At 48.8% G+C, this 13,367-nt stretch carries 11 protein-coding genes; 5 read left to right on the forward strand and 6 right to left on the reverse strand.

The genetic code is table 11. The annotated features are described in order from the left end of the window. The 4 genes from FD32_RS09030 to FD32_RS09045 all read left to right on the forward strand — a co-directional run. Positions 1–408, forward strand: a 408-nt coding sequence (locus tag FD32_RS09030) for an RNA-guided endonuclease TnpB family protein (protein WP_156410653.1), incomplete at its 5' end; no start/stop codon positions are given. 198 nt (positions 409–606) lie between these two features. Continuing rightward, on the forward strand, positions 607–1,947 hold the full coding sequence (locus tag FD32_RS09035) for a C1 family peptidase (RefSeq protein WP_047768151.1): 1,341 nt from the start codon (positions 607–609) through the stop codon (positions 1,945–1,947). Positions 1,948–2,095: 148 nt separating this feature from the next. Next, positions 2,096–2,599, forward strand: coding sequence for a DUF2975 domain-containing protein (locus FD32_RS09040; protein ID WP_056962178.1), 504 nt, complete (start codon positions 2,096–2,098; stop codon positions 2,597–2,599). An 11-nt stretch (positions 2,600–2,610) separates the two neighbouring features. Beyond that, entirely contained in the window at positions 2,611–2,817 is a 207-nt protein-coding gene (locus tag FD32_RS09045) for a helix-turn-helix domain-containing protein (RefSeq protein WP_047768154.1), read from the forward strand. A 58-nt stretch (positions 2,818–2,875) separates the two neighbouring features. Here FD32_RS09045 and FD32_RS09050 read toward each other — a convergent pair whose 3' ends face one another. The 3 genes from FD32_RS09050 to FD32_RS09060 form a co-directional block, all read right to left on the reverse strand. Next, a complete protein-coding gene (locus FD32_RS09050; RefSeq protein ID WP_047768156.1) occupies positions 2,876–3,745 on the reverse strand; it encodes an alpha/beta hydrolase in 870 nt (289 codons plus the stop codon). A gap of 1 nt (position 3,746) precedes the next feature. Next, entirely contained in the window at positions 3,747–4,430 is a 684-nt protein-coding gene (locus tag FD32_RS09055) for a 2,3-bisphosphoglycerate-dependent phosphoglycerate mutase (RefSeq protein ID WP_047768159.1), read from the reverse strand. 68 nt (positions 4,431–4,498) lie between these two features. Beyond that, positions 4,499–5,449, reverse strand: coding sequence for an AEC family transporter (locus tag FD32_RS09060; protein ID WP_047768161.1), 951 nt, complete (start codon positions 5,447–5,449; stop codon positions 4,499–4,501). A gap of 166 nt (positions 5,450–5,615) precedes the next feature. Between FD32_RS09060 and FD32_RS09065 the strand changes: the two genes are divergently transcribed. Continuing rightward, complete coding sequence (locus FD32_RS09065; protein WP_047768163.1) at positions 5,616–7,376, forward strand: glycosyltransferase family protein; 1,761 nt, start codon at positions 5,616–5,618, stop codon at positions 7,374–7,376. A 118-nt stretch (positions 7,377–7,494) separates the two neighbouring features. On the opposite strand, the gene FD32_RS09070 is transcribed toward FD32_RS09065, so the two are convergent. From FD32_RS09070 to FD32_RS09080, 3 genes are all read right to left on the reverse strand, one after another. After that, positions 7,495–9,945 carry an MMPL family transporter gene (locus FD32_RS09070; protein WP_047768166.1) on the reverse strand — a complete coding sequence of 817 codons (2,451 nt, stop codon included), beginning with the start codon at positions 9,943–9,945 and terminating at the stop codon, positions 7,495–7,497. 404 nt (positions 9,946–10,349) lie between these two features. After that, complete coding sequence (locus tag FD32_RS09075; RefSeq protein WP_047768169.1) at positions 10,350–11,303, reverse strand: beta-galactosidase small subunit; 954 nt, start codon at positions 11,301–11,303, stop codon at positions 10,350–10,352. Then, positions 11,287–13,236 (reverse strand): glycoside hydrolase family 2 TIM barrel-domain containing protein, encoded by a 1,950-nt coding sequence (locus tag FD32_RS09080; RefSeq protein WP_047768171.1) that lies wholly within the window; start codon positions 13,234–13,236, stop codon positions 11,287–11,289. The genes FD32_RS09075 and FD32_RS09080 overlap by 17 nt, the downstream gene beginning before the upstream one ends. Positions 13,237–13,367 lie beyond the last annotated feature (131 nt).

The following is a 13,367-nucleotide window of genomic DNA, read 5'->3' on the forward strand; positions in this document are numbered from 1 at the left end:
CGAGCACAGCAACAAAAGGCCCGTTACCAAGTCAAGGTAGCGAACCAGCGCAAAGACTATTTGCATAAATTAACAACGACCTTGGTTAAGCAATACGACGTAATCGTCATTGAAGATTTGAAAACCAAAAACCTTCAGAAAAATCATTGCCTAGCTAAAGCGATTGCAAATGCCAGTTGGTATAAGTTCCAGACCATGTTGGCATATAAATGTGCCTGGTATGGTAGACGTTTAGTGGTGGTTAAGCCAAACTATACCAGTCAAATTTGTAGTCATTGTGGCTATCATAGTGGCCCTAAGCCCCTTAACATTCGTGAATGGACGTGCCCAAGCTGTGGTACCCATCACGATCGCGATATTAATGCGGCAGTTAATATCTTGCATCAAGGATTAAAAGCTATTGGCTAGGGACTAGCCATGGTAAAAGAGTGGAGTTCTGTAAGTTAGGTAGCTTGAATACAGGTATAATATCCTAAATACTACTCCGTGTTCCCAGAAGCGCGGTCATTAATGGCCGAGTAGTTCACAGATTGGGCCGTCGTTTTATTATGTTGTGCTGGCTTTTGTTTTATAATAGGTAGTAACAATTTAAAGGAGGCTCATTAAATGAGTTTTGCTATTTCTAACGATGATATTGCCAACTTCCGCGCCGACTACGACAACCGACGTGACAGTCAAGTTTTAGAACGCGCCGTTACCAAGAACGGGGTTCGGAATGCCAGCTTTGATTGGCACTCAATCAAGGACAACGACCCCCACTTCTCAATCGATCTTAAGACCGGGAACGTTGCCGACCAAAAGCAGTCCGGTCGTTGCTGGATGTTTGCTGCCCTAAATACCATGCGGCACGACATGCAGCAAAAGTTCAACCTCCCCGACAACTTTGAGCTTTCGCAGTCCTACCAGTTCTTCTGGGACAAGTTTGAAAAGGCCAACTACTTCTACGAAAATGTTTTAAAGACCGCCAAGAAGGATGCCGACAGCCGGAAGGTGGCCTGGTTAATGGCCACACCGCAAAGTGATGGTGGCCAATGGGACATGCTGTGCGCCCTCATTGAAAAGTACGGGGTGGTTCCGAAAACGGCCATGCCTGAATCATTCAACTCTAACAACTCTCGGGGCATCAATGAAGTGCTGAACAACAAGCTCCGGCACGACGCCGTTATCCTGCGTAAGATGGTCAACGAAGATAATGCTAGCGATGACGAACTAAACACTGCCCGGCAAAAGATGCTCAACGAAGTCTACCGGATCCTCGCCTACGCTTTTGGTGAACCCGCTACTCACTTTGACTTTGAATATCGGACTAAGAAAGATAACGAATACCACCGGGACGCCAACTTGACCCCTCAAGAATTCTTCAAGAAGTACGTTGGCTGGAACCTGGAAGATTACGTCTCCATTATCCAGGCCCCAACCGCTGACAAGGAATACCACAAGACCTACACAATCGATATGCTCGGTAATGTCGTTGGTGGCCGGCAAATCAAGCACCTTAACCTGCCGATGGATGAATTCAAGCAACTCGCCATTGACCAACTGAAGGGCGGCGAAAGCGTCTGGTTTGGATCCGATGTGGTCAAGTATTCTGAAACCAAGCTCGGGATTATGGCCCTCAACACATACCGTTACAACGAACTTTTTGACGTTGACCTGGACATGACTAAGGCCCAAATGCTGGACTACGGTCAAAGCATGATGGATCACGCCATGGTATTAACCGGAGTTGACCTGGTTGATGGCCAGCCAACCAAGTGGAAGGTCGAAAACTCCTGGGGAAACAAGGTTGGTCACAAGGGCTACTTCGTTATGAGTGACGACTGGATGGATCAATACTGCTTCCAAATTGTTATTAACAAGAAGTACCTGTCAGAAAAGCTGCTGAAAGAACAGGCCCAGGAGCCAATCGTCCTCAAGCCATGGGATCCAATGGGCACCCTTGCCTAATATCATAATTAGCCAAATAAATCACTTACTGAGTCGGCATTAAGTGCTGGCTCTTTTTATTTGGTCCACTTCAATTATTGTTTGACGATATTTAATTATTGCTTTACAATAATTTTGTAAATAAGAATCACTGGAGGAGTGACTGATGATGAGAGAAAAGTTAATCAAGTTCGTTTTAGGATTAGCCCAGGTAGCCATTGACCTCGGTATCGTTGCCACCTTCTTTACCGCCTTTGCAACCGTGATTGCCGGAATTTGTTGCCTAGTTTCACCCCGTACGTTTCTTGGCGGCCACCTAACCATTAACCTCGTCATTCAGGGACTAGTAGCAGTAATCGTCGCTGCTCTTGCCTTCGCTGGATTACTAGCAACTCACCGTTTATTGGACAATCTTAACCGGGGCCACTACTTTATTGCAGCTAACTGTCAGGCATTACAGCAACTTTTGTGGCTGGAAATCGCTGGGTTAATCATTAGTGGTATCACCACCATCTGGCTACGCCTGGTTCAAGTTAAACCATTTGTCAGCTTCATTGTAATGACAGAAGACAACTTTAGTGACGGCATTGGATTTATTGTTTTTCTGCTAATTATTTACTTGATCTTCAAGCGGGGAATCGCGCTCCAGCAAGACGCCGACAACATTATTTAGGTGGTGAGTCAATGATTAAGGTAACTTTAGGACTGGTGATGGGCCAAAGGGGGATTACCTCTAAGGAGCTTGCTAAGCGAATTGGCATCACACCAGCAAACCTGTCAATTCTTAAGACTGGTAAGGCCCGCGGGATTCGCTTTGCTACTCTCGAAAAGATTTGCCAGGTTCTGGATTGCCGGCCCGGTGATATTCTCCAGTATGTAAAAGATGAATAATTAAAAGGACCCTTAGCACCGTGTCAACTGACGACACACCGCTAAGGGTCCTTTATTTTTAATTCTTAAGTTGCTGGTCGAGGAATTTCTGGACGACCTGATAAACTTTTGCGCTCCAAAAGTCCTTTTCGTGGTTAGCGCCCTTTACCCGGTAGGCTTCAACATCATAGCCTTCATCGGTCAGCTTGTGGTACATGTCCTCCATCTGGTGGTAAGGAACAACCTTATCGGCGTCACCGTGAAGTAAGAGGAATGGTGGGTAGTCCTGGCCAGGTTTTACCTGGTACAGGGGACTCATCTCCTTTTCCTTTTCTGACCACTTCTTCGTGTCCATCCCAAGCAGGCAGAACTTCAATAATTCACTGCCCGGTACCGCCGCCGTGTACTCAAAGGTATCCTTGATATCCATCGGGGCAAAGCAACTGACAACCGCGTTGACCCGGTCGGACTCGGTCAAATAGAGGTGGCCGGCATACCGGGGGTCATCTTCGGTCAGTGCCACCAGCATGGCCGCATTGGCTCCGGATGACGTCCCCCAAATAGCCACCTTCTCGGGATCAATTGCATACTTAATAGCGTGTCGCCGGAGGTAGCGAATTGCGGTCTTAACGTCCTGGAGAAATGCCGGGAACGGATAGCCATCTAGGGTGTTACGGTGTTGGACTGTGGCGACCACATAGCCAGCCTTAACAAACTGAATTAACTGGGGAATCTGCTCCCCCATCTTGCCCACACGCCAGGAACTTCCCTGAACAAAGACAATTAATGGCCGCGGCAATGGGCTATACTTCAGCGGAAAACGCTGGGTCCACGGTTCCAGGATTGCCATCTTAAGGGGCCGCCCGTCAATTGCCGCATAGGTAACGTTATCAATCAACCGCACTTGGCCCTTAAGATCCGGGTTATTTTCAAGTTCATGAATTGCCATCTTATTCACCATCCATAGTAATAAATGTCTTGTTAACGATGCGGAGGTGGTTATCGAACTTATACCAAATCGGCTTACCGTTTGGTACTTCCACCTTGTCAATCTGGTCGTCCGGAATTTGATCGAGGTACTTAATCAGGGCCCGGAGCGAGCTGCCGTGGGCAACAATCAGCTGATTCTTACCGTCAAGCAACCGGGGTGCTACCTGGTCTTCCCAAAACGGCAACAGACGCTTCTGGGTCATTGCCAGGCTCTCACTAAGGGGCATCTTAATGCCAAGCCGGTCATAACGCCGGTCGTGCTGACGGGTCGTCAACTTTGGCGGTACTTCACTGTACCCCCGCCGCCAACGGTGAAGCTGGTCGGCCCCGACTTTTTCCTTAACGACGGCCTTATTACGGCCTGAAAGGGCGCCGTAATGCCGTTCGTTCAACCGCCAGGTCTTGTGAACCGGAATATAAAGTTGGTCGATTTCATCCAGAATAATGTTTGTCGTGACAATTGCCCGGGACATGTAGGAGGTATTAGCATCGCTAAAATGAATGCCAGTTGCCTTCAAGGCCTTGCCAACCGCAATTCCCTGGGCAATTCCCTTGTCAGTTAACGGGACATCCGTCCAACCAGTGAAGATGTTGTCATGGTTTGCCTGACTCTGCCCGTGACGCACGATTACTAAGTCTACCATAATTCTTTCTCGCTCTCCCTTTTACAATTTAATGATAGCGTATTTCCCGGGAAATTATCAAATATTTCCTATAAGAAGGTCTTGATGATTACCATCAGGATTGGAATGACAATCACACTGAGGACGGTCGTTTCCGTGACCATAATTGCGGCGTAACTAGAGTCGGCATGGTACAGCTTGGAAACAACCGGTGCGTTCGTCATTACCGGCATCGCCGCTTGGAGGATAAAGACCTGCTTCATCAGTGGCGACATTGAACTCGGCAAGACCAAAAGTGCCATCAAGGCAGGTGCCAAGAGGAAACGTCCTAAAAGAATTCCCAGGGCATCCCGGGAAATCTTTACCCGGCTCAACCCGGCGTTAGAGATGGCAATACCAATAAAGATCATCGACATTGGGATGGTTAGCCCCCCAATGTATGAAAAGTCACTCATGATGAACTTCGGCAGGTGGACATGGAGGATTACCAAGATGACCCCCAAAATGAAGCCCAACAGCGGCGGTGAAAAGATCTTTTTCAGTGCCGTCAGGGGATCAATCTTGGCCTCGTGCATGCCGTCTTTTTGAATCAACCACACCCCCAGGGTCCAGAAGAAGGTCGTGTTTGCCATGTAGTAAACCAGCACGTAGGGGATTGAAGAATTACCAAACAGTGCCAGGTTGATTGGCAGACCAATGAAAACCGTGTTGGAGTTGAAAAACATTGACGAAAACAGGCCAATGTGGGACCGCTTGATGCCAATCGCCCGGGCGACCGCGAAGGAAAGGGCAAACAGGATTAGCATCGAGATCACCGGGTAACGGAGGTCCGGTAAAAGGGCCTTCAGTTGTCCGGCAGAAAAATCGTGCATGATGGTGGTAACCATGTAGCAAGGTAAAGAAACCTGGGTAACTAGGCGGGAAATGATGCGGGGCGACTGTTCGTTGAACCAGCCCCGTTCATTCATTACGAAGCCCACCACGACCATTACTAAAATAATTAAAACACCAGAAACGGCTGACAGGAAAATTGCTAGCATTACCTCATCTACTTTCTCTTCGAATATACCGTCTATTGTACAACAGGATCTTAATGCCGCAGTGGAATAATCACATTAATTTTGGTAAACCGTTTTGATTTTTACTCCCTTATAACATGGGTTTGTCTTATAATACAAATAATTGTTTGAAATTGAGAGATGAATCATGAAAGAACAGAGTAAAAAAGTTATCAACTGGGCCCTGCCCTACCTAGCGATTGCCGTGATGACTTACATAATCATGTATCCGCAGATTATATCCCACGGGGTAATTCTCGGGACGGATTCAATTTTCCACTTTAACCGCTTCTACGATGCCGCTAAGCAGATCCAGCAGGGAAACTGGAGTTATTTTCAGAGTAACTACTCCTTCCAACAGAGTGGCCGAATTATTAACGCCGTTTACGGCCCCCTCTTTGCCTACCTTAACGGCATTTTGCTCGGCATTTTGGGGACTTGGTTTCGCTACCAGGTTATTTCAAGCTTTCTTGTCTACTTCATCGGCGGGGTGGGAATGTACCAGCTGGCTACCAAGGTCCATGCTTGTCGCCGGATAGTCCTGTTGGTTAGCCTAATCTTCCTGTGTATTGGCTGGCTTCCCCGGTGGGAACTGGCACAAAACATGAACGCCTGGGGGGCTGCTCTCGCCCCGTACATGATCATGGTTGGTATTACGATGATTACGGACCATGACCGCCCAGTTCACTGGCTCTCTCTGATGACTTTAATGACGGTCATCATTCAGATCCACCTGTTGAGTTCCATTTTCTTCACCCTGACGCTTGTGCCCTTCTTTATCATTGGTTTAATCCTTTCAACTAAGCGGGGCCAAATGCTTTGGGATACGGCCAAGGCAGTCATGGGGACGGTTATCCTGACCGGTAACGTTTGGGGCGCCCTTTTGATGCTCAACCTCCATAACCATATTTCCCAGCCGGCACCATTTGATATGCAAATCAACGCATTGACGCCATCACAGTTTACCAGCACCCGTCAATACCTGATCTACTTCTGTTGGATCTTGTTTGCCCTCCAGCTGGTTTACGTGATTTTCACCTTCAAGCGGTCACTCGTTAACAACACGGTCACCATCATGGGGACCATCATCCTCTTGATCAGTTCGACCTGGTTCCCTTGGGAAAGCATCCAAAAAGCAGTCCCAATCCTGCAAACCACTTTGCAGTTTCCTAACCGGTTGACCGTGATTGCCTACCCCCTCTTGCTAGTGGGGATTGCGATGAGCTGCCAGCAACTTATCGATGCAGCACCGCATGACCGACTTCGCTTGCGGCTGGTTTCTGGTCTCTTGCTCTTTACCCTTTTCCAGGTTGTAATCCCAACGACAACTAGCGTCTTTCGGCGGACTGCCATCTACGAATCAGATGAGGTCTTAAATAGTTCAACGGCCTTGGCCTGGGTGACAAACAACTCTAAGAGCCTGCGACGGTCTGTCCACACCGACTATCCTGGACAACTGCTGATGAAAGTCGAAAAGCGGGTCCCCGACTACCTGCCGATTCCCAAGAAGTACCTCAACCGCACCTACGTCCGCTCATATGCCTACCAGGACCAGGTCATCCGCCATGCTAAAGACTTCAAGCACACTGTCCTTCCGAAGGGACGGCTCTGTCTTTCCTGGAATGCCAAGCGCTCGGGAAAGGTCCGCCTCCCCATCATCACCTACCAGGAGTCCCGGCTTACCGTCAACGGTCACCGGCTTAGACACTTCCAGCGTTCCCGTGTTGGTGCTCCTTACGTTTACCAGCAACGGGGGCATAACACGGCAATCCTCAGCTTCCACCAGTCGGCCTGGTTCAATGTCCTGCTGGCAGTTTCTTTGATTGGCCTGACGATCTTACTTGCTTACGGTATCTACCAAGGTTTAATCTTTATCTCAAGTCTTTTTAAGACTAGTATTCGCGCGTAAACGGCTTCACGCTCCAGTTAAGCTAGTCGTTAGAAGGCACAAAAAGGACTCTAGCGCCCGGATTTTTCCGGATGGCTAGAGCCCTTTTTATATAACTATATGTCACAGCTTCATTATTCTAATTTTCAGCGGCCTGCCGCTTTGCTTGGTTATCACGCATCGCGGAACGCATTGGGTATGTCAAGTGAATCGTACTTGGAACAACCAGCGGAATAATAATTACCAGAATAATCAGTCCGATAATTACGGTCATGGCCACCTCAATTAAGGTTGGGATGCCAGACGGAATCAGTGATGCAAAGGTCCCACTCAGGATAATTACGGCTGAGATTACGACCGTTCCGATTGCAGATGAGGCCATCACAATCCGCTCCGTTGGCAGGTAATGCTCGTTATCCGTATTCCGGTAACGCATGATTAAGAAGATGCTGTAGTCAACCCCCAGGGCAATCAGCATGATAAAGCTGAAGAATGGGGTGTTCCAGGTCAGCATTGGGCGCCCAAGAATAAGATGGGTCAAAATAAGGGTGATTGACAAAGCGGCCAGGTAAGCCGTAACCATCGTTCCGAGAACGTAAACCGGCTGCAATAGTGACCGGGTAACGTAGATCAGGGCCAGGCCAATCCCAACAATCATGATGATTGCCGTCCGAACAAAGTCGCCACCGGCAACCGTCTTCGTGTCATTGATCTTCGAGCTCTGACCACCGACAACCACGGTGGCGTTGCCCAACTTAGTCCCCTTCAGGGAGTACTTGGCAACGTTGGTCAGGTCATTAACCGCGTTGGTAGCCCGTCCACCACTAGGGTTGGAATTTAGGATAACCGTAATTTGCGCGGTCTTCTTGTTCTGTGACAAGTAGGTCCGCATCGATTGCTGAATTTCAGGGTTACTCAGCTGATTTTGCGGCAGGTAGAAGGTCTTACCGGCAGCCGAATTTTGCAGGCCAGTCAGGTAGTCGCCACCCTGCTGAAGGCCGGAAGTCATCTGACTCATTCCAGACATCATTGCCTGTTGTTGTGCCATGGCTGAAGCACCCGCTGCCCCCATGGAAGCAGACTGCATTGCGGCCTGGCCAGCCATCCCAGAGGAAAGTTGTGACAGACTCCCCTGAGCCTTGCCAAGTTGGCCCGTAATCTGCTTGAGTTGGTTGTTAACATACAGCTGGTTGACCTTGCTCCCGGCCGGTTGGGTCACGGAAGTAACAGTCTTAACGTCCTTACTGTCCTTCAGCTGGTTAGTCAGTCGGTCAATCAGCAGTAGGTTCTCTTCATTATCTAACTTGTGGTTGGCCTTGATATAAACCGTAACCGGTTCGGCCGTCCCCTTCGAAAAGTGATCCTCAACAACGTTAAACCCTTTCTTTGAAGGCGTCGTATTGCTGATTTCATCGGCATCATTGTAGTTCAGGTGGTTCTTATAGGAAAGACCAATTGGTAACAAAATGATAAATACCAAGATGAGGCTGACAATCGGGTGGTGAACCGAAGTGTTGGCCATCTTGTGCCAAATTTTACTGCTGGATTCACCAGTAAACCGCTTGTCCGGCCAAAACATCTTCTTGCCTAAGACGGCCATGAAGAAGGGGTTCAAAGTTAAGAGGGTAACCAGCAAAACAGCAACCCCAACAGCGACCCCAACGGCAGACTGGTAAACCGAGAAGCGAGCCAGGCCCAGGGAAGTAAAACCAATCAGAAGTGAGGAACCGGAGTAGAGGATGGTCCGCCCCGCATTTTTCTGGGCGTTACGGGTGGCTTCCCACTTTCCCATCCCCTGGCCAAGGTTTTCCTTGAAGCGGTTATACAGCAGGATGTTATAGTCGGTCCCAATTCCGAACAGAACAATCACCATGAAAACCTGGGTGAAGTTAGAGAATGGGAAGTTAAACTTATCGACCAGGTTGGTAACGATACTAAAGGAGGTAAGGAAGGCCACCCCGACCATCAGCAGGGAAATCAACGGGGTGATTGGTGACCGGAAAACTAACAGGAGAACCACGAAGATAAATATAACGGAGATGACCTCGGTCTTCTTAATCCCCTTTTGCACAGCCCCGGAGAAGTCATCATTTAAGATGTCCGCCCCGGTGACGTAGGTTTTGACCCCGTCCGTCTTTACCGCACTGGACAGCTGCTTATTAATTTTTTGCAGGGTCCCGTGCTTTTTGCTGACGTTCAGCTGGACCAGCTGGGTGGTTTTGTCCTTGGAAATCAGCTGCTTACGGGTTGCGGCATTATCGTTGGGCCCCAGGATGGCCTTAATACCGTACTTACCCTCGTGCTTTTGCAGGCGGCTAATCGTCTTTTGGACATTTTGCTTATCCTTGGCAGACATTTTCTTGTTGCCATTATTAAAGACCGCCACGACTTGGTAGGTATTATTAACGTGGTGGCCCCAGTGCTTTTGCTGGATGGTCTGCGCAATCTGACTCTGCGTGCTCTTGGGCAGCGTAATTTGTGAGTGTGACCGCGTCAACTGGTTAACATCCGGCAGGGCAACTACCGAAATAACCAGGATAAGGATCCAGGCAAGCAAAGCAAAAAAATGATCATGGAATAATTTCTTCAAGCTCTCTGCACCTTTCTCTCTTAGTAGTTGAAACAACGAAACGAATAAATTCTAAAACTTGAAAAGGTGTTGTTTCAAGCAACATTTATCGCTTTTTATCCCAAAAATAAACAGAAAACGGTTTAGTAGCCCGTCTTTTTTGCCAAAAATTAGAGGATGGGAGAAAACTTTTTTCTCACCATCCCCTTTTAGTTCGCCGAATATTACACAGTAATTGCGAAAAGAGGGAGTGAGACAGAACTAGCTTGCTAGTTCGTCTTCGAACCCCCGCAATCACAAAGAGGGCTCTAGTGTTCGGATTTTCCGAATATTAGAGCCCCTTTGTGTACTGCGCTGTAGTATTTTTAACTATATAGGGGACTTATGTCACAGCCCCTGATCCTTTTTTGTTAAATTCCTTAGTATTACTTGGCGTTCAAAATGAAGCTAAAGTCAATATCCTGGTCGGCTGGAATGTGGTACTGCTTTTCAACATCGGCACCCCAGCTATCGATGCCACCAACCCCACGGACGGCACCAGCAATAACCAGGACAGTCCGCCGCTCTAGCGGTAGTTCTTCAATGTGGGTTGCGTTTTCGAGTTCCTCTGCCGTGTACGGCAGGCAACTAAAGGCAAAGCTATCCTGGTCTTTAGCCACCTTCAAGCTGAACGGCTGGTCAGAATGATCCGCATTGTTCTGGGTCGTCTGCCGGGTGATCTTAACCCAGTCACTAGCCATGTGCATCCCGTTTTCTTGGGGAACCAGGTACTTGGCTACCGGAAGGCCCTTAACCTTGAAGGTGCCATGCTGGCCACCCGCCATCCGGTCAGGATAAGTTTCACCGGAGAGGCCTGCGTATTCAAAACCGGTCGCCGCAGTCGGCATCACCATCCGGACACCAAACACGGGTAACTCTGGCAGGCCCTTCTTACCGGTATAGTGGACAGCAACCTTAATTTGACCATCGCTGGTTACGGTGTAGGTCATCGTTACCGTCGTTGATGGAACCGTCAGCGTTTCAAAAGTGTAAGCCAGTGCCACCTGCTCGGCGGTCTCATCATTACTGTAGTGGTCATTGTCAAGCGGTAAGCCTGCAAAATGGTGGTCGTCAACCGTCACGTCAATTTTCGTGCACTTTTGGAAGTAGTCGGCACTCAACCACTGGGCAGACTTGATATTAAAGCCGCTTCCTCGGTCATTGTCCGTCGTGGCCCGCCAGAAAGTCGGCGTTGGGGTCCGATAGAGCCATTCCTTACCATTAACCTTCAGCGATTCCAGTCCTCCCCGTTCGTAAGAGAAGATGTAGTGGAAGCCTTCACCACCGACACCAAGTGAACCATCACCGTAAATAACGTGTAATTTATTTGTGTAAGCCATAGTAGTACCGTACCTCCTGCATTGCCGGCTTTGGTGTCCGGTCAGCGAACATCAAGCCATCGCCTGAAAATTCATAGTCCGAGTGACGGTCATCAAAGTCGCCACCATAACGCATTACCATCTTGCCACTGACGGGGTCCTTGACTTGCAGGGCCTGGTCAATGAAGTCCCAGATGAAGCCGCCGAAGTATTGTGGGTACTTGTCCAATAACTTAATGTAGGAGCCCATTCCCCCATCGGAGTTCCCCATGTCATGCATGTATTCACACTCCATAAACGGCTTGTCGGGGTTATTTTGCAGGTATTCTTCAACCTGCTTTGGTGGCAGGTACATCCAGCTTTCAACATCCGAAATCTGGTCACGGTAGTCCTTCGTTCCACCAGCTGGCAGGTAAGATTCCTTCTTGAGACTCGGAATCTGTTTACTGTAATCATGGGTATGGCAAACACCCTCGTAGTGAACCAGGCGGCTGTCGTCATGTTCCTTGTAGAAGCGGCCCATTGCGGCAATGTTGTCACCCGCAAAGGATTCATTCCCCAGAGACCAGAACAAAATTGCCGGGTGGTTCTTGAAGGTCTCGTAGTTGGTCCGGGCCCGGTCAACAACGACTTTCTTCCATTGCGGGACGGAGCCGGGAACGTTGTAGGACGGATCAACCTTCCCCATCTTCTGCCAGGTAGCGTGGGATTCCAGGCTGTTTTCGGCCATCATGTAGATTCCGTGCTCGTCACACAGTTGGTACCACGGTAATTGGTCCGGATAGTGACAAGTCCGGACGGCATTGATGTTGTTTTCCTTGAAGGTTTGGATGTCCTTTTCCATGTCAGCCATCGTGACGGAACGGCCACGCTGGTCATCCCATTCGTGACGGTTGACCCCATTAATAATCAGACGCTGGCCGTTCAGTAAGACAACGTGGTTAGCATTGATCTCAATCCGCCGGAAACCAAACCGGTAAGGAACCAGTTCAACTAGTTGCCCGGCTTCGTTACGAATCTCAACGAACAGTTGGTAAAGGTAAGGGTGGTGGTTATCCCAGAGGTGAACGTTCTTTAAGGCGACATCATCAATTGCCACCTGTTCGGCAACCGACTTTGTCTGGTCAACGACGACGTTACCGTCTTCATCCTTAACCAGAACGTGGACGGTCCCCTCTTGTTCACCGGCGAGTTGCAGGTCCAGGTTTAAACGGCCATTTTGGTAACCGTCATCAACGGTTGGCCGGATGGTCATATCTTCCAAGTGGGTCACTGGTTGGGCCAGCAATTCCACGGACCGGAAAATTCCGGAGAAGCGAAACATATCCTGGTCCTCAATCCAGGAAGCGGTACTGTGCTTGAAGACCTCAACCGCCATGACGTTCCCCTCGTCCTGGATGTACGGTGTCAGGTCAAACTCGGACGGGGTAAAGCTATCTTCTGCGTAGCCAACAAAGTGGCCGTTCAACCACAAGTACATTGACCGTTCGACCCCTTCGAAATGGACCCGGACCTCCTTTCCCCGCAATTCAGGGGCAAGGTCGAATTCCTTCCGGTACATACCGACAGTGTTGTCTTCACCCGTGCTGAAGGAACCCTCCTCTTTATTCTTACCATCAACCGCATAGGCCGGCCGCCGATAAATTTTACCTTCCCACGGAATCAGGGTGTTAATGTAATTATTCTGAGCATAATCACTCAATTCAATTTCGCTCGGTACTTCGATCTGGGCAAAGTCAGCACAGTCTAAGTCCACTTGGTAAAAGTTCTTTTGCCGTTCGTGTGGATTTTGGGCAAACTTAAATTGCCACTGGCCATTTAACAACTGGGCAAAACGACTTTGCCCCTGCCCCCACTCAGCATAGTTACCATAGTAGTGGTGATCACTATGGGCGGGTAGCTGGTTAACCCGAAATGTTTCGGGGTCATCTAACCATTTGATATCTGCATCCATTAAAGAAATACCTCCTCATAAAAGTGTCCACTTTTAGTATAGCGCTTTCATTTGGTGGAAGATAGTAAACTTTAGTGTAAGCACCGAATAACAACACGTCTATATTTTCAATTTGAGGTCTCCTATACTGA

The sequence above is a fragment of the Limosilactobacillus panis DSM 6035 genome (assembly GCF_001435935.1).
GTDB lineage: Bacteria > Bacillota > Bacilli > Lactobacillales > Lactobacillaceae > Limosilactobacillus > Limosilactobacillus panis.